Origin of the sequence: [Roseibacterium] beibuensis, assembly GCF_039542305.1 — a bacterium.
Lineage (GTDB): Bacteria > Pseudomonadota > Alphaproteobacteria > Rhodobacterales > Rhodobacteraceae > Roseibacterium > Roseibacterium beibuensis.
In genome coordinates this window covers 36369-58248 of record NZ_BAABHW010000001.1, presented here as the reverse complement: position 1 = coordinate 58248, position 21880 = coordinate 36369, and the positions used below count along the sequence as shown (strand labels likewise).

Genomic DNA, 21880 nt, shown 5'->3' with positions numbered 1-21880 from the left:
CGCCGTCTTGCAATGACTTGAAAACGCCGTCCCCCGGGGCGGCGTTTTTCATTCCGCCTCGTCCGATCCCCAGACCTTGCGAAACCCGAGGATCTTGCGGCTGGACACGACCGGATCATAGGTCATGCCCATCGCCGACATGGTATCGACGATCTTCTTGATGACACTGGGCCCGTATTGCCTGGGGTGCAGTTCCATCGCGCAAAACCGCAGCGGGCACTTCCAGTGACGGTCGAAGAACCCTGCCTCGGCCCCTTCGACATCCATCAGGACGACATGGGGACGATGCGCGCGGATCAACTCGTGAAACCCGATCAGCGGCACCTCGACCTGCCGCCCCCCCTGCGCACCCAGCCGTGACCCGGTGAACCCGTTCGAGATATGGAAGCTGGCGGTTTCGCCCTCCTCGGCCGCGCCGGACACGGCCCCATGCAGCAGGGTGACGCCGTTGCAGCCGTTGCGCGCGAGGTTGGCTTCGATCACCGGCAGAAGCGCCGGGTTCGCCTCGACCGACAGCACGTTTTCCGGCGCGGTCCTCTGTGCGGCCAGCGTCGTGACATACCCCAGCCCCGCGCCCAGTTCGAGCACGCGAAACCCCGGCTTCACACAGCGGTCAGCGGCGCGCGCCTCGTCCGCCTCATAGGTGCCGGTGCTCAGTTTCTCGATGATTTCGGGCGTGGCCAACCCCTCCGGGACATGCAGGTCGACGCCGTTGATCCGAAAGGCGGTGGCTGTGCGTGGGTCATTTGAAGAGGATTTCGGGGCCATGCCGTGCATCATGGCCCGCGCCCTACCCCGTGACCATGGCAAAAACGCGGCACCTCCGGCTTGGCAAAGGCGCGACGGGCTGGCATCACCGCGGGAAGACAGGAGGATGCGCCATGAAACTCTGGGTCGGGCTGGGCAATCCGGGGCCGAAATACGCGGGCAACCGACACAATATCGGCTGGATGGCTGTCGAACGCATCGCCGAGGATCACGGGTTTGCGCCGTGGCGGTCCAAGTTCCAGGGCAGCCTGACCGAGGGTAGCCTCAAGGGCGAAAAGGTCCTGCTGCTGAAACCCGAAACCTTCATGAACCTTTCCGGCCAGTCGGTGGGCGAGGCCATGCGCTTCTACAAGCTGAGCCCCGCCGACGTGACCGTCTTCCATGACGAATTGGACCTCGCCCCCGGCAAGGTCCGGGTGAAACAGGGCGGCGGGCATGCGGGCCATAACGGGCTGCGGTCGATCCACCAGCATATCGGCGAGGCCTACCAGCGTATCCGGCTTGGCATCGGGCATCCCGGCCACAAGGATCGCGTGGCGGGCTACGTCCTGTCGGATTTCGCCAAGGCCGACCAGGATTGGCTGGACGATGTGCTGCGCGGCGTGTCGGACGGGGCCCCTGCCCTTGCCAGCGACGACACGGGCCGGTTCCAGAACGCCGTCGCCTTGCGCACCGCGCCGCCCCGATCTTCGGAAAAAGCCAGTGAAACGAAGATTCCGATCGATAAAGCGAAGATCAACCGCGCAGAACAGAATACAACCGAAGACACACGTAGCCCGCTGCAAAAACTCGTGGACCGGTTCAAATGAGCGCCGAGACCATACGCGCGGCGTTTCGCGACCAGGGGAAAAGCTGCGCGATGCTTGGCTCGCCCTTCATGGGGCGGCTCATGTCGCTGATGGCCGACCGGCTGACCTCGGACAGCACCGTGGGTGCACGGGTTCTGGCGTGGCAGGGCGATGTCAGTTCAGCCGGCCAGTCGATCCCCCTGCGCTTGGCCGGGGCGTTGCATGGCCTGATCCTCGACGGGCTGGATGCCAAGTTGACCGCCGCCTACCCGCCCAACACCGTATCGGACGAAGCGCTTTGGGCCGCGGTGGACGGGGCATTCACCCGCCACGAGGCGCGTTTGATGGAATGGCTGGACCAGTTCCCCCAAACCAACGAGGTGCGCCGCGCCAGCGCCCTGCTTCCGGCGTTGTGGCATCTCGATGAGATCTACGGCCTGCCCCTTGTCCTGTCCGAATTGGGGGCGAGCGCGGGGCTGAACCTGTCGCTTGGCCGTTTTGCCCTGCACGCGCCCGGCGGCATCGGCGGCCCTGCCGACAGCCCGGTGCAGTTGCAACCCGATTGGCGCGGGGATGCGCCCCCTGCCCCGCGGACCCTGGCCGTGGCCGAGGCGGCAGGCGTCGATCGCAACCCGCTCGATCCGCATGACCCGGTGCATGCCTTGCGGCTGACGGCCTATCTCTGGCCCGATCAGCCGCATCGCCTCGCCCTCACGCGCGGGGCGATCTGGCTGGCCGGGGCCCCGCCCGATGCCGGGGACGCCGCGCCGTGGCTCGCCGCGCGTCTGGCCGAACCCCATCCCGGCCACCTGCATGTCGTCTTCACCACCGTGGCCTGGCAGTATTTCCCACCCGAGACACAGGCCGCCGCCACCGCCGCGCTCGAGGCCGCCGGCGCCAAGGCGACCCGCGCCGCCCCGCTGGCGCATGTGTCGCTTGAGGCCGACGGCCGGCCCGAGGGTGCCGCCCTGACCCTGCGGCATTGGCCCGACGCGCCCGAGCCGCACTGCCTTGGACGCGCGGATTTCCACGGTCGTTGGGTAGATTGGCGCGGATAGCCCGCGTTCCCCTTGACTTGTCCTGTGGCCGTGACATGTGAATCGTCAAGCGCACAGGACAGAGACGGCAACATGTCATTTGAAATGGACCCTTCGGTCAATGTCCGCGGCGGGCCGCTGCAAAGCTGCTCGCGCGATCCCATGACCGGCTTCTTCCGCAGCGGCGCCTGTGACACCTGCGCCGAAGATGCCGGGCACCACACGGTCTGCGCCGTGATGACGGACGAGTTCCTCGCCTTTTCGAAATACGTCGGCAACGACCTGTCGACCCCGCGCCCGGAATACGACTTCCCGGGGCTGAAGGCGGGGGATCGATGGTGTGTGTGCGCCAGCCGCTTTCTTCAGGCCCATGACGGCGGCTGCGCGCCGCGCGTGCACATGGACGCGACCCACGAACGCACGCTGGACGTGGTGCCCTTTGAGGTGCTGGAAACCTACGCGCTCGACGCGGAGGACCCGCTGGTCTGACCCTCTTCGCCCCGCGTGACGGTCGCAACGGGCATGCCCTCGCCCATCAGGTCATCGACGAACAGTGACAGAAGCTGCGGACGCCCGCTGACCCCGGCCTTGCGATAGATGGCGTTGGTCTGGGCCTTGACGGTGCCCTGCGAGGTGTCGCGCAACTGTGCGATCTCGGCAATCGACATGCCCTTCAACGCGAACAGGGCCACGTCGCGCTCGGCCGGGGTCAGGCCCCATTCCTCGAAGCGATCCGCGACGACCTCCATGAACGCCCCAGACGCGGCGCGCAGAGCCTCTTCGGCGGCCCGGGTCCGCCGCAGGGAGGCGCGCAGCAACATGGCCCCAAGGACCACGCCAAGGACCAGACCCAGGGCAGCCGCGATTTCCATGGCCTCGCGATAGGTCCACGGGATCGGTGAGATCGGGACCCCCAGAACAGACAACAGGATATCCGACACGAAGAAGATCCCGCAAAGGGATTGGATCACGAGGATCGCGCCGAAGAGCCATGGGTGCTTCAGCACAGGCGGCACCGCTGGCGGCGTTGAGCGTCCCCCGTGTCAGTCATCGTCATCATCGTCCCCGCCGTCATCGTCGCCGCCGTCATCATCGTCGTCGTCATCATCATCGTCGTCGTCATCATCGTCGTCGTCGTCATCCCCGCCGGGGCCGGCGCCGTCACCATCATCGCCCTGGTACGAAAACTGCGGCTCGACCGACCCGTCGCCGGATGTATAGTCCCGCAGGATCGCGCCGTTGCGCGGGTCGAAAACGATCTCGCGCATAAGGTTGCCGCGCCGCGCCACCACGCGCACACGGCCAAGCAAGGTCCGACGGATTTCCAGCACGGTGAACCCCTGCGCCTCGAGTTGACGCTGAACCGATTGCGTCGCGGCATCCTGCGCAAGCGCGGGCGCAGCACCGGCCGCAGTGGCCAGCAGCCCTGCGAGTATCGCGCGTCGCGTCATCATCGCCTTGTCCTTTCGAGACAAACCCCGCCGACAGAGGCACCGCCGGCGGGGGTGAGAAAATCCGTCATGCCAATATGGCCGACATCAACGGGTCAGTCATCGTCGTCGTCATCGTCATCATCGTCATCATCATCGTCATCATCGTCGTCATCATCGTCGTCGTCGTCGTCATCGTCGTCATCATCATCGTCGTCGTCGTCGTCATCATCATCGTCGTCGTCGTCGTCGTCATCATCGTCGTCGTCTTCATCGTCATCATCGTCGTCGTCTTCATCGTCTTCATCGTCATCGTCTTCATCGTCGTCGTCATCCTCTTCGACGAAAGACGTCAGCATCTCACCATCTTCGGAGTAGAAGAACTCGCCTTCCAGCCCGTTGCCATAGGCCTCGACCTCGTAGCCGTCATCCTCGACGTCGATCTCGATCCGTTCGTAGCCCTGCGCGGCGAGGTCCGCGACGATGGCATCGATCACCTCCTGGTCGACGGCAAAGGCCGAACCGGCACCAAGGACAAGCGCGGCGGCGGACACGGTAAACATATGCTTGCGGTTCATGAGGGTATCTCCCGTTCTGTCAGTTTGGTTCTGGCGAACCTGAATGGCCCGCTCCTCGTCAGACTGACCGGCGGCACCTCCCCCAGCCATTGCCACGGGGTTTAGACCCGGTGCCATAAACCCCGGCGCTATGCCCATATACCTTGGGTTTACGGGCTGCGTTTTCCTGAAAAACAAGGCCCCCGCATCGCCATGAACGCGGGGGCCTTTGACAGCCTACAGATATGGGCGGGATCAGCCGCCCTCGATGTCCCAGCCCAGCGCGCGGGCGACGGTGAAGATATCCTTGTCGCCCCGGCCGCACATGTTCATCACGATCAGGTGGTCCTTGGGCAGATCCGGCGCGATCTTGGCGACATGGGCCAGCGCGTGGCTGGGCTCCAACGCCGGGATGATCCCCTCGGTCTCACAGGACAGTTGGAACGCCTCCAGCGCTTCCTTGTCGGTGATCGAGACATACTCCGCGCGCCCGATCTCGTGCAGCCAGGAATGCTCCGGCCCGATACCGGGGTAATCGAGACCCGCCGAGATGGAATGGCCTTCGAGGATCTGTCCGTCCTCGTCCTGCAACAGGTAGGTGCGGTTGCCGTGCAGCACGCCCGGACGCCCACCGGTCAGTGACGCGCAATGCTCCATCTTCTCGTTCACACCGTGGCCCCCGGCCTCGACGCCGATGATGTTGACCGACTTGTCGTCGAGGAACGGGTAGAACAGCCCCATCGCGTTCGAGCCGCCGCCGATGGCCGCGATGATCGTGTCGGGCAGGCGGCCCTCGGCCTCGGTGATCTGTTCCCTGGTTTCCTTGCCGATGATCGCCTGGAAATCACGGACCATCGCCGGATAGGGGTGCGGGCCGGCCACCGTGCCGATGCAATAGAACGTGTCGCGCACATTGGTCACCCAGTCGCGCAGGGCATCATTCATCGCATCCTTCAACGTGCCGCGGCCAGAGGTCACCGGCACCACCTCGGCCCCCAGCAGCTTCATGCGGAACACGTTGGGGGCCTGACGCTCCACATCCGTGGCGCCCATGTAGACAATGCATTTCAGCCCGAACTTCGCGCAAACCGTTGCCGTGGCCACACCGTGCTGGCCCGCGCCGGTTTCGGCGATGATCCGGGTCTTGCCCATGCGGCGGGCCAGGATGATCTGGCCCAGCACGTTGTTGATCTTGTGCGCGCCGGTGTGGTTCAGCTCGTCGCGTTTGAAATAGATCTTCGCCCCGCCCAGCCGTTCGGTCAGGCGTTCCGCGAAATACAGCGGACTGGGACGGCCGACATAGTGCTTCCACAGGAAATCCATCTCGTCCCAGAAGCTCTGGTCGGTCTTGGCGTGCTCGTATTGCTGCTCCAGTTCCAGGATCAGCGGCATCAACGTCTCGGAGACGAACCGCCCCCCGAAATCGCCGAAGCGCCCCTTCTCGTCGGGCCCGGTCATGAAGGAGTTGGGAAGGTCGTTGGCCATGTCGGTCCTCAATATCGGTGTTGACCATGTTCTAGGGCAGTCATGCGGGGTTTGCCATGGGCCCCGTCGTCGTTCCGGTTCATTCCGGCGCTTGCCGGGTCGCCGTCCAGAGCCGGGCAAGCTTGCGGCGCAGACTTTGCGCCGGCGCGCGGCGTCGAGATGCGGCACGACACAGCAAGGCATGTGGGTCGAACCCCAAATGCTCGGCATAGGCCAGCACATCAGCTTCGGTGTTAAACACGATGGCATCCTCGGGCGGGCGATAGGCGGGAAGCGGGCGCCCCACCCGGTCTTCCATCCAGGCCAGGTCAGCCGCGTGTGCGGCAATGACCTCTCGGCAACCGTCGGGCGCGAATTCGAAATCTCGCCCTTTGACCTGCATAAGATCAGCCAGCGCACGGCGCATATCGGCATCGCTGACATCAGTCGGGGCTTCGGTTTCCCGGAACTTTCGCAGCGCGTAGAACAGGGCGAATGCCTCTGCCGACAATGATGGGTTTGCTTCCACACGTTCCGGCACGGCGCGCGCCCCGATCCGATTGGCAAAATCGGTCAACAAATCGCCCCCTGCGAAACTCGCACGGTCGAAGATCGCATAGCTGATCGCATCACGGCCCAGTGCCTCTTCCCAAGGCGCCAGACGGGTGCGAAAGCGCGGATAGTAATACGCGGGGTCCATCCGCAACTTGCCGTTTCGCTTGATGCCCTGCTGCAAAACGCTGCGCATGTAGGAGATCGGTTCCCGCACATAGACCAAGGCGCGAACATCCTCTACGCGGCGCCGAAAATCGGCGACCATGTCGGCCGGCGACGCGTGGCTTAACCGGGGTGCCGACAGGAACTCGGCCGAGATCACAAGTGTGCCCGGCTTCGGGTCGTCGAGCGCGTCGAGTAATGTTTGCAACCCAACTTCCGGCGCCAAAGGGACATCGCGCTCTGCCAGCGGCTCAAGCGGTTGCCCGCTCAGGTGCCGTCCGTAGTTGATCATCAGGCGGGAATGGTTCGGTGCACCGGCATCGAGGTAAAGCAAGCCGGGTTCGTCGAGGGATTGGAAACTACGCTGGATACTCGTCGTCCCGGTCTTGTTCAGGCCAAGATGGAGGATCAGCCTGCTCGTCATGGGGACGTGCCTTCACCCTGCACGTGCTGGATGAACCGCGCGATCTTGCCTGCATCCTTCACGCCGGGGGCCGCCTCGACCCCGGAGGACACGTCCACCTGCTGCGCCCCGGTCAGGCGCGCCGCCTCGGCGGCGTTCTCGGGCGTCAGGCCACCGGCCAGCATCCACGGCACCGTCCAGTATTTGCGCCCAGCCAGAAGCCGCCAGTCAAAGGCCAGCCCATTGCCGCCGGGCAGGTCGGCCCCCTCGGGCGGTTTCGCGTCGATCAGAAGCTGGTCGGCCACGGACGCGTAGCGGTCGATCTCGGCCAGATCGGTCGTATCCCGAATGCCGATGGCCTTCATCACGGGCAGGCCATGGCGCGCGCGCAACTCGGCCACCCGCTCGGGGCTTTCGTGCCCATGCAATTGCAGCATGTCCAGCGGCACGCGCGCGACGATCTCGTCCAGCACCGAGTCATCGGCATCGACTGTCAGCGCCACCTTGGCCACGCCCGGCGGCACGCCGAGCGCCAGCGCCCGCGCCTGCTCGACCGAGACATGGCGCGGGGATTTCGCAAAGAACACGAAGCCGACGTAACGCGCGCCCGCCTTGGCGGCGGACGCCACGTCTTCGGGCCGCGTCAGGCCGCAGATCTTGACGGAAACCGACATGGCGCGTGGATCAGCGGGCGGGGCTCGCGTCCTCGATGAGGGCCAGCACCTCGTCCTTGTGCTCGTTCTTCTGGCCCTTGAGCGTCTCGACCTCGCGTTCCAGCTTGCGCGCCTCGCGCTTGTTGGTGGCCGCAGCCGCCCGGTGGCGATGCTCGCGCAGCCATTCCCAGATAAAGCCGACCAGCGCGCCGGTCACGAAACCGCCGAGGATCACGAGAAACAGCGGCAGCTCGATCGCGTAATCGACCCCGGTCCATAACGCCAACTCACTTGGCAGGATCGTCAGGGAGACCGGATCGCGGTTCGCCATCGCCAGAACGACGAGGCCGATCGCGACCACGATGAGAAACAGGTACTTCATGTAGCGGATAAGTTTCATGCCCACCCCCGGGTTGCAGTAGTCACGCGTCCTGGCCGTTCAGCCTGTCGCGTAGCAGCTTCCCGGCCTTGAAGAAAGGTACGTGTTTTTCCTCGACCTCGACACTCTCGCCGGTGCGAGGGTTGCGGCCCACGCGCGCGTCGCGTTTCTTGACCGAAAACGCCCCGAACCCGCGCAATTCGACGCGGTTTCCATTTGCCATCGCCTCGATGATTTCCTCGAAGATCGCATTCACGATGCGTTCGACGTCCCGCTGGTAGAGATGCGGGTTTTCGTCGGCCAGCTTCTGAATCAGTTCCGAGCGTATCATGTTGTTTCCTCCCGGCTTGGCAGCGCCGCTAAGGCAGCACTATACGTCGACAGCGTGCGATTTGATACTGTGAAAGCTGCCCGAAAACGAGCCAAGCGGCTGTTTCAACGCCCTCTTTCTGACCTTTGCCCCTGCGAAACGGGCTCCTGTGGCGCTGTGGCCTGCCTTCGTTGAAGGGCGATTCGCGCAACGTTCGACCTCGGTGGCGATCTCCGCTTCACCGTCGCCATCGCGCCGACAGCGCTTCGCGATGCGATGTTTTGAAAGAGGATGACGCTATTGCTGTCCATCGGCAGGTGCAGGAACGCCACGGAACCGCTTCACGCGACTTTGGCGGGGGCTTGCAGACTGCCCCTTTCGTGTTGCGTGTCTTCCAGCCGATCGAAATCCAGGAAAAAGGTCGTCCCGACACCCAGTTCGCTCACGTAGTCGATAGAGGCATCGTGACGCTCAACGATCTGCTTGGCGATGTTGAGCCCCAGGCCTGTACCGCCGACCTTGCGGATATCGGACGAGTCGACCTGGGTGAACTTGCCGAACACGCGTTCTTTTGCACCTTCGGGGATACCAACGCCGGTGTCTTCCACCGAAACGCGGATGCGGCTCCCAAGGGTTTCCACACGCACATTCACCGTGCTCCCCGCCTCTGAAAATTTGAGGGCGTTCGACAGCAGGTTGTTCATCACCTGGATCAAGCGGCTTGGATCGCCGTTGATGCGGCCATCTTCGACACAAGGCGTTATCGTGACCTGGATCCCCAGCTTGGCGGCGAAATCGGCCGTGGATTCGACAGCTTCGGTTACGAGGTCGTTCACGTTCACCGGTTTGAACCTGAACTTCATCTCGCCAGCTTCGATTCTCTGCAGATCGAGCAGGTCGTCGATCAGGACGGCAAGGGTTTCTCCGTTCTTGGCCGCAATGCCAATCGCGCGTTTCAAATGTTCGGGGACTTCCCCGAGGGCGCCCTTGTTCACCAGGTCGAGCGATGCCTTGAGTGAGGTCAGGGGCGTGCGCAACTCGTGGCTGACCGTGGACAGGAACTGCGATTTGATCTCGTAGGCGGCCTTCGTGCGTTCGTTTTCCTCGCGTATCAATTTCAGCTGTTCCAGCTGCTTCTGGTAGTTCTGATAGAACTTCAAAGAGATATCGGCCAAGAAATAGAGCACCAACATGATTGTGAAAAAGTCCAACCACACGTGAGAGTCGAGCGGTGGAAAGAACCGGATGATATCGAGAAAGGCGATAACAAGAAAGGCGACGCCATAGATCGAGAGGCGCAGCAACAGGACGCTCATCATCTGGCTATTGTACATCGCCGCGAATAGCGATGCCGAGAACAGGAAGAAGAGTGGCGTGAAATGCCCGCCGGATGTCTGTTGGAGCGCCAAGCTGATGACGAAAATGCTGATGGCCGTAGCGCTCAAGGCGGTGTTTCGGCCAATACGCCTGAGGATCGAATCTCCCACAGAAGAGTCCACACCATCCCACGCCGCAGACTCGCGCCCCAGCCTCTCATCCAGAACTTCGGTCAGTGCAATAAGAATGTAGCACGCTGCCGCCAGAACGGGATCGTAGTAGAAGGCCGCCAATGCTGCTACGGTCAGAAAGCTCGCGTGCCGCTTCCAGACAAGCTGATTGGTCAGGGTCATGTAATCCTTGATGTGCCGCTCTCGGCCTGCCGAGGAAAACCACTGCGACCGGGCTGACCATAGCGCCTTCAAGTCCATCATTTCTGTTGCTTTCGCTTCATTCCATGGACCCTGGTTTACTGCAAATCAGAAGATCACTGTAACCGCGATAAACCGGTTGCTGCCGGTGGATCTGTAAACCTGCGGACGTGACGAGGGATGCGAACTCGGCTTCGGAATGGGTCCAGTAGATACCCTTTTTCTGAGCCGTGAGGATGGCTTTGTTTTGCCTGGCGATCTGGCGCGCGTGCCAAGCGATCCGAAGCGCGTTGAAGAGACCGTGTTCCTTTTTCAGGTGGTCGAACAGGTAGCACCGCCATTCCGCCACATCGAGGTAACGGCCCAAGTCGATCAGGTAGAGCCAGCCACCGGGGCGAAGCAAATGCGCAAGATCCCTGAGACGTTGCTCGGGGCGGGGCATGGCATAGAGCGCATGCACGCAGATCACGAGATCGGCCGTACCGGCCGCATCCATCGCTTCGAACGGACGTCCGTCGAAGGTGATGTTCGGATGGCCTGCAAGTTTGGATCGCGCCGCTGACATCATGCCATCGTCCGGCTCGACAAAGCGGATCTCGCTTGCCGGGCAGGACCGGACGGCGACCTGTGTGTAATTTCCGGTGCCGCCGCCGATGTCGTAGATAAGGCCCGGCGCTTCGATCGCCGAAAGGAACGCGGCGAAATCCTGCACGAGTTCTTGGTAGGCTGGGTTGTACTCGGCAAGCATGTCATAGGCCGTTGCGTAGGCGCTCCAATTGGTTGGTGCCGACGCCTGGGCCGAGTTCGGCCGACCTGATGTCAAACGTGCGATGGCCCCGGCAAGAGCGTCTGAAGGCATGCGCCATAACTCCACAGCTTAAGTGTGAACGTTCCTCAGCCGTGTCAGGCCCGTCTCTTCAGCGGCGGAAGAACTTGATCCGCGTTAAGGAATGACCCCGGAATCGGCCTTTTCTTGGGCAGGAAGGGTCTGTTTCTTTGCACAATTCAAGGCAAGGCCCCGGAATCCGGGCCTGGCCGCATACACTCTGGCGACCGCCAGCAAACGCGGAGCGCGTGCATTCGGGTGCAAGAAAGGTTGACGTGCCTCGGTCAGGCTGCGCTCGACCGACCCACCTTGGAGGAAACGCCGGGAAGCTTGGGGAAATCGACGTTGGAGTCCGGGAAGTCCTCCAACGGACCAAAGACCGGCGTGCGCGCCAGAACAGCATCGCGCTGTTCACGCTTGGCGATCAGAAGTTCGATGCGCTTGGCCAATCCCGGGTAAACACGCGGTTCAAGAACGGGTTTATGACCGAGGTAGCGGCGATAGAAAGCGCTGTGTTCCGGCCTGACGGGGGCCAGTGCAATATCCACGTCGTAGAAGATCGTGGCCAGAACCGGCACGCGAAGTGTCAGGAAGTTCAGCGGCACGCGCTGCTGGCGCGCCATGGGGTCCACGACGAACCGCGTCGGGTCGAGGATTATTTCGCCGCGCTCCAGGTTCTCCTTGAGTTCGGGAAAGACTTCCACCGTCGGCGAGATCGGCGAAGCCGCCGACACGATGTGAAGGCGCACAGCCGAGAGGATTTTGCCGTCCATCTCGACCGCGACCTGGACGCAGTTCTCGGTCTCGTCGAACGGGTCGGTCATGATCCCGCGCTCGTCCTCGGCGATCGAATTCTCGGCGCGATAGCACTTATAGCGCAGGCGATAGACCTCCTTCAGACTCTCACTGTCAGTCAGAACCCTGTAGCGGGAGTGCTTCAGTGCCTTGATGACCTGCTCGTTCATGAGAGCTCCTTGCGCATGGGCGCGATTATGGCGTGATGCGACACACAAGGCGGTCGCGACCATCGCAACCAACGGGTTGCTGTGTCAGGATCTTGAAACCGGCCGCAGTGGCATCGGATCGCAATGTCCATTTGGGCTGGCGAGGCCAGTCGGTAACAAGTTGAACGGGCGCATCGGTGCAAGCCGGTGACGGTATGCTTGCCACGACCCGTCGCTTTCGGCGAATGGCTTGAGTTGCATAGATTACCGTCTTATCAACGTGTTACACTGCGACGTTACCATTGCAAGTGGTTTTATCCACAATGCACAAATAAGCCGCTGACTGTTTCCATTTTGAACACAATAAAGGCAGTTTTGAGTGGCCTCGACCGCGAACCTGGCGGAAAAACGCCAGCCGCTCTTGGATGCGTTGCCGCTACAAAATGTGGTCGGACCGGGCGTTCATTCGTCCAAGTGTATCTCTGGTGGATTGGTTTGCGGTTCGGTTTCGACGTTGCGAAGCCGGGTTGAGCATAGCTTGAAGGTCGGTTTCGCGGCCATCCGAGGAGGCGGAGGAACGGCACAAGGAAAAGTGTCATTCCAAAGGCGAAAACGGCAAACTCCCGCGGCAAACGTCTCTTCTCCGACAAAAATCAGCCCAAATCATTAGCGACAAAAGAAGACTTCGGTGGGGGCCGATGATTCGGAGACGTGATGAAGGTTATGTTGGTTGATGACGATCCGATTGCATTGGATCTCGTCGCACACTTTCTCGGTATTGCGACGCACCACAACGTCAACGCTGCCCCTTCGGCAGTCGCGGCGCTTGAAGCGATCTCCGATGCAGAGGACCCCTACGACTGCTTCTTGTGCGACATCAAGATGCCGGACATGGACGGGATCGCCCTCGTTCGGCAGATCCGCCAATCGCCGGGGCATGAACATACGCCGATCGTCATGATGACGGCCTCGCAGGAGATGCAGGAAATCGACCAAGCGTTTTCGGCAGGGGCGACTGACTATGTCAGCAAACCGATTGACCTGAACGATCTGCCTCGGCGGCTGCAGGCGGCCCAACGGCTTGCCTTGGACAAGGCATGGCAAAGTCAGCAGGCGAGCCGGTTCGGCGAGGCCAGAAACGATGCCAATGATACGGGGAAGAACTGGTTCCGGGACCCCGTCCCGGTGCATGGCGTCGAGGGTTTGATCGACTACGTCGAATTTGAGAACTGCCTCCGCCAGCTCGTGCGAACGCCTAGGGCGCGGCTCTCGACCGTCGCGGTTCGGATCGCCGATGAAGATCGGCTTTCTGCCATGCGATCCTTGTCAGAGTTCGAGGCCGCGCTGACCCTTGCCGGCGATGCCATTCGCGGCGCCCTTCTGGCAGACGGGGGGGTGATGTCCTACCGCGGTGACGGCACGTTTCTTTGCATCTTGGAAAGGCGGATGAAGCTGTGGCCGAGTGCCGATCGTGAGACGACCCTGAACACGCTTTGCCAGGACCTCGCGGAAGAGCGATCGCAGACGCCCGTTCTTCTGCTGGTTGGCCAGGAAGTCCCACTTGGCCAAGGGGCCTATGCAGATGCGCTTGATGCGCTTGCCACGGCGGTCTTGAGCGCCGAGGCGCGCAGCGTCGCCCATGGCGACGTTTACGGCCAGGACATGCACGCAAGGCAACAGCGGCCCCGATCGCTCATGCGGCGTCACCCCGAGGAGGCACGTCTGGAAAAAAGCGCCTACTCGGACCTGCTGACGTCGCTCATGGATGATCGCAACGACGATCGCTGGCCCAAGCGACCCTATAGCCGCGTTCAGAACGAGTAAGGATGCCTCACATGGATATGGAGATCCTTGCTGTCGACGACGAACTTCTCTTCTGCGAACTGCTGTCTGCAGCGCTAAGGGAAATCGGCTATACAAACGCGAAATACACCACCTCTGCAAAGCAGGCGCTGGAGTTCCTGAGCGTTCCCGGAAACAACTTCGATTGCTTTCTGGTCGACATCCAGATGGCACCGATGAACGGCATCGAGCTTGTCCGTCGCATCCGTGCCATCGAACGGTTCCGATACACGCCGATCATCATGATCACGGCAAATGCGGAAAAAGCGTCGATCGATAACGCGTTTCTTGCCGGCGCCAACGACTACATCACCAAACCGCTCAAACCCGTCGAGCTGCAAGCGCGCCTCTCCATGGCCCAAAGCCTCGCGGAAGCGAGGCGGCAGACGCAGCTTCTAAACCAAAGCGTGGTCGACGCCGATGCCGGTCAGTCGGTGTCCTTCGCCTTTGACAAGCCTTACCTGATCGATGAACCGGATTGCCTGACCAGCGTGATGGCAATCGAAAACTACCTTCTCAAACTGGGGAACATTCGCCTGAAATCCAGTGCGGCCGTTGGGTTCCGCGTCGCCAACGCCCGCGCGCTTCTGGATGAACTCGGGGGTTTGGATTTTTCGGATATCATGGCCGATACGGCAACTGTGATCAGCAGCGCGCTTGGGCGGACACCGCATTTGCTGGCTTACACCGGCAGTGGCCTTTTCGTGGCGGTCACAAACGCGAAGACCGCGGACGAGTGGGAAAACGTTCGTTGGGAGATCGCAGACATGATATCCCAACTTGATCCGGTGTATGAGGGTGCCGGGTTGCGTCTGCCTGACGTCGTCATGGGCAAACCGGCCACCGTGAGGTTGTTGAGTCTGGAGAAGCCGACGAAAATGATCACACGGGCTATTGCGTCGGCCAGGAAAGCTAACTTTTCGGACAGTAACAAGTTAGAACAGTCAGTACATGGAAGTGTGAGAAAATATGCAGGTGTCATTGGATAGTGCGAAGTACAAGCTGGTCGAAGAACATCTAGCGCGCCTCAGAGACGAGTTCCGGAAAAACCTTGACGAGCGTATCATCAAAATCGAAACCTGCTGGATTGCTGCCAAAGACCCAGAACAGGCCGAAAACGCTTTGGCGGTCGTGATCCATGAAGTTCATCGCCTTGCAGGCACTGCCGCATCGTTTGGCTTTCACGCCATCGGAGAGGAAGCCGCGCAACTGGACGCGCGCTTACAGAACGCACTCCAACACAGCTTTTCCTGGAGGATGTTCGAGGAATTCGATTCAAGGATCGAATACCTGCTGGACCTGCTTGAAGCGGAGTTGCCCTGAACCAAACAGAGGCCAATCCACCCGCTGCGCCTTGAAAACAACCAACATCCGACGCCCATGACCTTTGATTGCCGGGCCCCAGGCTTCTTTCGGGCCGATCCGGTGTTACGCGAGCAGCCACACCCCTGTGCGAGGATGCAGCGGCGCACATCGCGCAGTCGTTCAACCAACGCCGACCGGCGAAAAGGTCAACCGGCTTCGGCTTGCGGCTGGATGAAAGCCCAGCGGCAGGTCGACTGGACGTGGCTACGATGAAGGATCCGGTCGGAAATAGCAGGAGCCACCGCACACGCCCGCACCGCTCCGCGAGATCGACGCGCCGCGCGTCGTCGGGCGATTGCTCAATCTTCCCGATCGGAGTAGTATCACTTGGGTTTGGGTCGCGGCTGGATGAAGGTTCCGTGGCAAGGCACCGCCGCACCGATTTCTTCGAGTATCTGTTTTCGGAGGTGACCAACGGTTTGGCAGGGGGTAGAGCCTCTACCGGCCACGGTCGCTATCGCGCGACGGTCTTAGCCATCTCATCTTTGCGGTCGCATACTGAACGGACCAAAGAGTGTCTTTGAGGGCCGGCGCAGCAGTTTCTCTCACGAGGAACTCACCGACTGGAATTTTCGAAGAGCAGATGTGTAACGAGTGTTCGAGTCCCCGAAGCTCAACCTTAAGCCATTGATTCTCAGGGAATAACATGGCCGAAGAACTGAAACGCATCCTGCACGTCGACGATGACGAGGATATTCGCGCCATCGTCCAGCTTGCGCTTGAAATCGTAGACAGTTTCGAACTGCTGCAATGCGCGTCAGGGCAAGAGGCGTTGGAGAAAGCCTCTGATTTCCGGCCCCAACTCATCCTTCTGGACGTGATGATGCCAGGCATGTCAGGCCAAACCTTGGCCACCGAACTGGCAAAGGAAGGGGCACTCACGCATGTCCCGGTCGTGTTCGTCACGGCAAAAGCAGAATCTGAGTTTACCGAACAGCTCGTGGCCGAAGGTGCAACCGCTGTCATCACAAAGCCGTTCGATCCCATGACGTTAGGAAGCGAAATCAAAAGCATCTGGGGCGATAGCCAGCGTTAAGGAATGACCGGCTGCGCCGATCCGCCAGCGTCTCCAGGCTCATGCATGCCAGAGCCCCCCGCATGCGTTTCCCCGGCATGCGTGAGGCGCGGCCGCGTGAGACTCGCCGAATTTATTCTCCTCAGAGAGTTTTGCCCTGCGCTCACGAATTGGAGCGATATGGTCCTGAAGAATAGCTTCCCGCCGCGCTGTGACCTTGCCGTCGCCAAGTCCGCTACGGTGATGGTGTGCCTTGAGTTCGGCAAGCCCGTCCTGAACGGGGTCGAAGGCGTCGAATTGGGTGAAAACCAAATTGCCCTCGATACAGCCGCGGCGTTCAACACGCAGGTGGTTAGGATCTGAAACACCTCTCTGACAGACCTGCGGATTTCCACGGGCGGCCCGGACAAGGCAATGGCTTTGCCACCGGATTTCGACATCCTGGCCTTGCCATCGATGCCCGGCAACCGGCCCGTTTTGGGGATGATCGCCCAAGATTCGTGCAACACGACGCGGCTTGCGGTTGCGTTGATGGACGGCACGACCTCGTTCGGTTGCTCCCTCAGCGCCGCCCGAGGCGCCCCAGCCCATGATTCAAGCGATGTCCGGCATCCGGACGGCGGCGGCCTGACGTCGGTCAGGCCAGCGCGCGCACCTTTTCAAGGAGGGTCGCATTGACCGCAACGCCTTCCGCTTCGGCCCGTGCTCGGAACGCGCGACGGGCATCGCCCGGTAGGCGCGCGCCATCCTGATCTTGAAAGGATGCAATCAGATCGCTCAAACGAGCCTGATACGCGCCATCAGATGTTGCCTCGGGATTGATGGCAATAAAGAATTGCCCAGTGCGCGGCGGGCCACCTGCCGTACCGGAAAACGGGCTGGCAACCGAGCCCAAAGTCGCCCCAGTCATCGTGGCGGCCATCATCTCGACCATCAGGGCGATGCCGACCCCTTTATAGCCGCCCGAGGGCACCATGGACCCTTTCAGCCCCGATTCAGGATCGGTGGTGGGATGTCCGTCGGCATCCAGCACCCAACCTTCAGGCACCGACTTGCCCTCGCGCGCGTATTTCATGACCTCGCTTTTGGCGATGGTGCTGGCGGATTGGTCGATCAGCACGGCGGCAGAACCGTCGGTGCCAGGAGCCGCGACCGATATCGGGTTGGTCCCGACCACCGGTTTTTTGCCCCCCGCAGGTGCAATCGAAGCGGGCGCATTGGTAAAGCCGATGCCAAGCAAACCTGCCTCGGCCAAGCGGCGCGTATGCACGCCCAACACGCCGCAGTTGTAAGAGTTATGGATTGCCAGAACACCGACACCCAAGTCGCGCGCCATCGGCACCAAGGCGTCAAATCCCATATCAATGGCCGGATGTGCAAAGCCGGTCGCCGCATCGACGCGGATCACGGCGGCGCTAGGGCGGCTGAGCGTGGGCTTGGCCCGACCGTCGACCTTGCCGCATTGAACGTGCTGGGCGTAGATCGGGATATAGGCCAAGCCATGCGAAGCGATGCCATCGGCCTCGGTCATCGCGGTCGCGGCGGCGAGCGGGCGGGCATTCTCGGGGGTTGTGCCGGCCTTCACCAATGCGCGAAAGGCAAGGTCCTCGATCTCGGTGAGGCTGAGGGTTTCTGTGTCAGTCATGTCAGGTTCCTTCCAATCCCCAACTGGCGCGATTGCGCGCGGCAGCCGTGGGTCAATCGTTGTCATCGACCCCTGCGCCAGCGCCGAGCAGGCGGCTGAGTTCCGTCGCGGGGGCAAAGGTTCTGTGGGCGAATGCGGCAAGCCGGTCCCACGTGGCGGCGGAGACATGCGCGCGCACCACGGGTTCCAGATGACCTTTCATTTCGGCGGGGGCCCTGAACACCACCTTCGCGGCCATCTTGACCCGAAGGGCCGCGCCCTCCCCCTGCAAACACAGTCGCCGTCCATCTGTGGCGATCCGTGCCCCGCGCCATTCGGCAGCAACGGGATGGCCCAGCCGCAACGCCGCGCCCCCCATGAACGGCACGCTCAGCAGCGGGACGCAGACGTTTTCCATGGAAATCTCGCCGCGCTCCATCAATGTTACGGCGCAATCGCTGAGCGAGGCCCCGGCGATCAGCGGGTTCATGCGGTGTGCCGGCGCATGCCAGACTGCATCGCGCAGCGACACCGGTGACAGGTCTATGGGCGGCAGCCGGTCGTTCATTTCAAGCAGATCAGCCAGCAGATCGGCCCCCGGCAAATCGTATGACGATAGCCAGCGCGTACCCTTGGCGGCCTCTTCCGCAAGGCCCCAGGACAAGCCGGCTCCGCGCGCGGCGCGTTTGCTCATGGCCTCGATCTCGTTGAGGGAATGGGTCATGCCATGGTGTCCTTCAGGTCGGGATATACCCAAAGATCGGCAGTGTCGCGCGACAGGTCCTTGGGCAGAGGGGCGTTGCGATACATGCAGATGCGCACCCAGCGATCCGATCTGGGGTCGAACTGGGTCGCGCCGAAAAACGCCAGTTTGCAGCGCAGCATGTCGATGGGCATAACCGCGCCGGATATGGTGTTGTCGCGAATCTCGGCATAAGGCGCGCGGCCGACAATCTGAGTGCGGCGCACGATGTGGCGGTGTTCGGGATGACGCAGAAGGAATTCGGCCACCGGCGCATCGTCCGGCCAATGGCGCAGCGCGGCATGAAGCGCGGCGGCGTCACGCCCCGGCGCAAGGGGTTGCTCATATTCCTCGATCGGTTCCTCGAACCGCTCGCCCAGTCGGGGTTCCAGCTTTTCCTCTGAAACATACCACGCTCGGGCCCGGTTGGCCGGGTCTGTCCAGTCGATGTCGATTGCCCATGCATAGATGTGGCGCAGCAGGGTGCGCAGATCTTCGATGCGCATGGCGCCCGCGATGCGAAAGGTCGCCGTGTTGTCGGCGGACATGGTCTGGGCCAGATCATCGACAAGCGTACCGTAGGGTTCAAGCATCAGTGAGACGATCCATTCCTGCCCTTCCAGCGACAGGGTCTCTTCGGCCCAATTGTAAAGCGCATCCCATGCATAGGGCGCGGACAGGCTGATCCTTTGCAGGTAGCTTGCGATCAGGTTGGTATCATTGTGCAGCGCGGACAGTTTCGCGACCTGCACCGGGTGGTCCGAGTGCCACATGTCGACCAGTATTCGGGCGCGGTCGAACAGCGTGCGAAAACGGGAAACCTCGTCGGGGGTGGCTTGCGCGATGCTGCGCACGCGGCTCAGCGCGGTTTCGCGGGCTGCGATCCAGTTGTGAAACAAAACGGGGTGATTCAGCAGGAAGGGCGCCATGCCAAGGCCTGTGGAATTGCCGATTCCGATAGACCGCGCAATGGCGGGCTCCAACGTTGCTGCCGTCGCGCCGCGTTCGGCGGCCCGGCAGTGCGCCATGTGCTGAACAAGGTCGATGACAAACCAGCGCGTCAGGAAAACCGACAGCATCTCGACCTGAAAGGGCACGCTGAATTCGGGACGTTCCGCGATCATTTCGCGATCCGCCGCGCCCAGTTTTCCCGACCCGTAGACGGCGGTGGTGCGCATCAGGTAACCCACCGCGTCGATCTGGTCGCGCGCGGGCTGTTGCCCGGCAGACAGGCGGCTGACCACGTGTTCCCATAGCCGGACCGACCGGTTGGCGCGCGAGACAGACAGTTCCGTGCTTGTCACGCGGCCTGCCTCTTGCAGAGGGATGTTCCGTGCGAGGCGGTCGATATCCTCGGCATCGGGGATGCCATCGAACAGGGTAAAGGTTGCATCCCAGGCCTCGGCGATGACACGGTCCGAGCGTTTCTCGGCAGGCAGGTCATGGGCAAAGGCGATCAGCGAATACGCGCGATCCGGGGTGTGGGCGGTATAGACCGCATGACCGATACCGCGGTCGTCGATCTCGAAGCAGGTCTGCTCGAACCGCCAGCCTTCGCGGGCCATACGGCGGGTGAGGATACGCATGAAGGACAGGCGCGATTGGTGCAGCGACCCAAGGCGGGCAAGGCGCATCACCAGATCGGGTTCGCGGATGGGGATCTCGGTCATGCGGTCGGACCTTTGCTGTCTTGAGGCGCAGGGCGTGTCGGTGTTGGTAGGTGTCTTGGGTCGGGCAGGATAGTGGGCGCGGGCGCAGGGGTCTGCGCCCGCGCGGGCCTTACTGGACCTTGCCTTTGGCCAGCGTGATCCGCAGCGCATCCCAAAGCGAGGGCAGCAACAGCAGCGATACCGGCACGGCGGTCACGACGATGAAGCTTTGCAGTTTGGATACTCCGCCCGACCCGACCGAGATCAGGATCAGGGCCATGACACCCATGGCCACGCCCCAGAATACGCGGATGGCGGCGGGCGGCGTTTCCGCGGTGCTCATGGTCGAGGCGATCATGTAACTCATCGAGTCACCCGTCGTGGCCACGAAGATGGTGGTCAGCACCAAGAACAGCAGCGACACAAGAAAGCCCATCGGCAGGTTCGACGTGATCGCCAACAGGGCTGCCGGCAGGTTGAACCCCTCGAACGCGGTCGAGATGCTGCCCGGGTCGGCCAGTTCCATCGCGATGCCCGTGCCGCCCACGATCGTGAACCAGAAATTCGTCACGATGGGCGCCACGATGGACAGCATGATGATGATCGACCGGATGGACCGCCCCCGCGACACACGTGCGATGAACATTGCCATCAGCGGGCCGTAGCCCATGAACCAGCCCCAGAAAAAGACCGTCCACCAGCCAAGCCAGCCGGGATCGCCGAAAACGCCCGCCTCGCCACGATACAGCGCCATCTGGAAGAAATTGGCGAGGTAGGTGCCAAAGCCCGAAAAGAACGAGCCAAAGATGAACCCGGTCGGACCGGCGATCAGTACGAACAGCAACAGCAATCCGGCCAGCAGGACGTTCAGTTTCGACAGCAGTTGGATGCCGCGCGACAGGCCGGTCATGGCCGAGATCGTGTAGACCGCGACAAGACCTGCAATCACCACGAACTGCGTGGCGAAGACGTTGGGAATACCGAACAGGTCGGCCAGTCCGTAGCTGACCTGCAACCCAAGAAAGCCGATTGGCCCGACAGTGCCCGCGACCACGGCAATGATCGAGCATGCATCCGCGATCAGGCCGATTGGCCCGTTGATCGCGCGGTCCCCGAACACGGGATAAAGCAGCGTACGCGGGGCCAGCGGCAGCCCCTTTTCATAGTGGTAATGCATCAGCATCACGGTGGACAGCGAGCCCAGGATTGCCCATGCGAGAAAGCCCCAATGCATGAAGCTTTGGGCGATGGCGGGGTTCACCGCGGCGGGTGTCGCGCCCTCTGCCCCGTAGAGCGGCGGGGAATACAGGAAATGCGCAATCGGCTCACCCGCGGCCCAGAAAACGCCGCCCCCCGCAAGCAGGGTGCACATGATCATCGAGCCCCATTGGAACATGGTGAATTCGGGTGTGGCCAACCCGCCCATGATGGCGCGCCCGCCGGGCAGAACGCACAGCAGCAGACCGATCAGGAAGGTCGCCAGCAGCAATACCTGCCAGTAAAGTCCGAAATAGGTCGCGGCGATGTTGAAGCCCCAATCGACAGCGCCAGAAAGCGCATCCAGATCGATCAGGGCCGCAAGGCCGAACAGGGCGATGAAGCCGCCGGAGATCAGGAAAAGTGGCATATTCACCTTCCTGTCCCGCAGGGGCTGTTGAAGGGTCGTGTCGTTCATGTGT

The 21880-nt window shown here is 61.9% G+C and carries 24 protein-coding genes; 8 read left to right on the top strand and 16 right to left on the bottom strand.

Features of this window, described 5'->3' with window-relative positions; all coding sequences use genetic code 11:
- Window positions 1–48 precede the first annotated feature (48 nt).
- Window positions 49–780, bottom strand: coding sequence for an FkbM family methyltransferase (locus ABD923_RS00285; protein WP_345229370.1), 732 nt, complete (start codon window positions 778–780; stop codon window positions 49–51).
- 101 nt (window positions 781–881) lie between these two features.
- On the opposite strand from ABD923_RS00285, the gene pth reads away from it, so the two are divergent.
- From pth to ABD923_RS00270, 3 genes are all read left to right on the top strand, one after another.
- Entirely contained in the window at window positions 882–1577 is a 696-nt protein-coding gene (gene pth / locus ABD923_RS00280) for an aminoacyl-tRNA hydrolase (RefSeq protein WP_259547337.1), read from the top strand.
- Entirely contained in the window at window positions 1574–2614 is a 1041-nt protein-coding gene (locus ABD923_RS00275; RefSeq protein ID WP_259547339.1) for a DUF2332 domain-containing protein, read from the top strand. Before pth ends, ABD923_RS00275 begins: the two co-directional genes overlap by 4 nt.
- A gap of 72 nt (window positions 2615–2686) precedes the next feature.
- Entirely contained in the window at window positions 2687–3082 is a 396-nt protein-coding gene (locus tag ABD923_RS00270; RefSeq protein WP_259547341.1) for a DUF2237 family protein, read from the top strand.
- On the opposite strand, the gene ABD923_RS00265 is transcribed toward ABD923_RS00270, so the two are convergent.
- The 11 genes from ABD923_RS00265 to ABD923_RS00215 form a co-directional block, all read right to left on the bottom strand.
- Window positions 3049–3609: a helix-turn-helix transcriptional regulator gene (locus ABD923_RS00265; RefSeq protein ID WP_345229369.1), complete on the bottom strand. Its 561-nt coding sequence runs from the start codon at window positions 3607–3609 to the stop codon at window positions 3049–3051. The two genes, ABD923_RS00270 and ABD923_RS00265, sit on opposite strands and share 34 nt — an antisense overlap.
- 27 nt (window positions 3610–3636) lie before the next feature.
- Complete coding sequence (locus ABD923_RS00260) at window positions 3637–4047, bottom strand: PepSY domain-containing protein (protein ID WP_259547342.1); 411 nt, start codon at window positions 4045–4047, stop codon at window positions 3637–3639.
- A gap of 92 nt (window positions 4048–4139) precedes the next feature.
- Window positions 4140–4586 (bottom strand): PepSY domain-containing protein, encoded by a 447-nt coding sequence (locus ABD923_RS19110; RefSeq protein WP_425584016.1) that lies wholly within the window; start codon window positions 4584–4586, stop codon window positions 4140–4142.
- Between the two features lie 249 nt (window positions 4587–4835).
- Complete coding sequence (trpB, locus tag ABD923_RS00250) at window positions 4836–6065, bottom strand: tryptophan synthase subunit beta (RefSeq protein ID WP_259547345.1); 1230 nt, start codon at window positions 6063–6065, stop codon at window positions 4836–4838.
- Between the two features lie 79 nt (window positions 6066–6144).
- Window positions 6145–7185 carry a hypothetical protein gene (locus ABD923_RS00245; protein ID WP_259547347.1) on the bottom strand — a complete coding sequence of 347 codons (1041 nt, stop codon included), beginning with the start codon at window positions 7183–7185 and terminating at the stop codon, window positions 6145–6147.
- Window positions 7182–7838 carry a phosphoribosylanthranilate isomerase gene (locus ABD923_RS00240; RefSeq protein ID WP_259547348.1) on the bottom strand — a complete coding sequence of 219 codons (657 nt, stop codon included), beginning with the start codon at window positions 7836–7838 and terminating at the stop codon, window positions 7182–7184. The genes ABD923_RS00245 and ABD923_RS00240 overlap by 4 nt, the downstream gene beginning before the upstream one ends.
- A 10-nt stretch (window positions 7839–7848) precedes the next feature.
- Window positions 7849–8208, bottom strand: coding sequence for a LapA family protein (locus tag ABD923_RS00235; RefSeq protein WP_259547462.1), 360 nt, complete (start codon window positions 8206–8208; stop codon window positions 7849–7851).
- A gap of 31 nt (window positions 8209–8239) precedes the next feature.
- The gene (gene ihfB / locus ABD923_RS00230; protein WP_222189419.1) at window positions 8240–8527 is read right to left on the bottom strand and encodes an integration host factor subunit beta; all 288 of its coding nucleotides are present in this window, start codon (window positions 8525–8527) and stop codon (window positions 8240–8242) included.
- A gap of 320 nt (window positions 8528–8847) precedes the next feature.
- Window positions 8848–10176 carry a sensor histidine kinase gene (locus ABD923_RS00225; protein WP_259547349.1) on the bottom strand — a complete coding sequence of 443 codons (1329 nt, stop codon included), beginning with the start codon at window positions 10174–10176 and terminating at the stop codon, window positions 8848–8850.
- Between the two features lie 97 nt (window positions 10177–10273).
- The gene (locus ABD923_RS00220) at window positions 10274–11053 is read right to left on the bottom strand and encodes a class I SAM-dependent methyltransferase (protein ID WP_259547350.1); all 780 of its coding nucleotides are present in this window, start codon (window positions 11051–11053) and stop codon (window positions 10274–10276) included.
- Window positions 11054–11304: 251 nt separating this feature from the next.
- Window positions 11305–11985 carry an N-acyl amino acid synthase FeeM domain-containing protein gene (locus ABD923_RS00215; protein WP_259547351.1) on the bottom strand — a complete coding sequence of 227 codons (681 nt, stop codon included), beginning with the start codon at window positions 11983–11985 and terminating at the stop codon, window positions 11305–11307.
- A gap of 693 nt (window positions 11986–12678) precedes the next feature.
- Between ABD923_RS00215 and ABD923_RS00210 the strand changes: the two genes are divergently transcribed.
- The 5 genes from ABD923_RS00210 to ABD923_RS00190 all read left to right on the top strand — a co-directional run bounded on the left by ABD923_RS00210 (window position 12679) and on the right by ABD923_RS00190 (window position 16549).
- Window positions 12679–13788, top strand: a complete 1110-nt coding sequence (locus ABD923_RS00210) for a response regulator (protein ID WP_259547352.1) — start codon at window positions 12679–12681, stop codon at window positions 13786–13788.
- Between the two features lie 11 nt (window positions 13789–13799).
- Window positions 13800–14795: a response regulator gene (locus ABD923_RS00205; RefSeq protein WP_259547353.1), complete on the top strand. Its 996-nt coding sequence runs from the start codon at window positions 13800–13802 to the stop codon at window positions 14793–14795.
- Window positions 14788–15129: an Hpt domain-containing protein gene (locus ABD923_RS00200; protein ID WP_345229367.1), complete on the top strand. Its 342-nt coding sequence runs from the start codon at window positions 14788–14790 to the stop codon at window positions 15127–15129. The genes ABD923_RS00205 and ABD923_RS00200 overlap by 8 nt, the downstream gene beginning before the upstream one ends.
- 688 nt (window positions 15130–15817) lie before the next feature.
- Window positions 15818–16207, top strand: coding sequence for a response regulator (locus ABD923_RS00195; protein WP_259547355.1), 390 nt, complete (start codon window positions 15818–15820; stop codon window positions 16205–16207).
- 96 nt (window positions 16208–16303) lie between these two features.
- Window positions 16304–16549, top strand: a complete 246-nt coding sequence (locus ABD923_RS00190; protein ID WP_259547356.1) for a hypothetical protein — start codon at window positions 16304–16306, stop codon at window positions 16547–16549.
- Window positions 16550–16823: 274 nt separating this feature from the next.
- Here the strand turns inward: ABD923_RS00190 and ABD923_RS00185 are convergent, their stop codons facing one another.
- The 4 genes from ABD923_RS00185 to ABD923_RS00170 form a co-directional block, all read right to left on the bottom strand.
- Window positions 16824–17831, bottom strand: coding sequence for an Ldh family oxidoreductase (locus ABD923_RS00185; RefSeq protein WP_259547357.1), 1008 nt, complete (start codon window positions 17829–17831; stop codon window positions 16824–16826).
- 52 nt (window positions 17832–17883) lie between these two features.
- Entirely contained in the window at window positions 17884–18534 is a 651-nt protein-coding gene (locus ABD923_RS00180) for a DUF3726 domain-containing protein (protein WP_259547358.1), read from the bottom strand.
- Window positions 18531–20222: a hypothetical protein gene (locus tag ABD923_RS00175; protein ID WP_259547359.1), complete on the bottom strand. Its 1692-nt coding sequence runs from the start codon at window positions 20220–20222 to the stop codon at window positions 18531–18533. Before ABD923_RS00175 ends, ABD923_RS00180 begins: the two co-directional genes overlap by 4 nt.
- Before the next feature lie 109 nt (window positions 20223–20331).
- Entirely contained in the window at window positions 20332–21876 is a 1545-nt protein-coding gene (locus ABD923_RS00170; protein ID WP_259547360.1) for a BCCT family transporter, read from the bottom strand.
- Window positions 21877–21880: the final 4 nt, after the last annotated feature.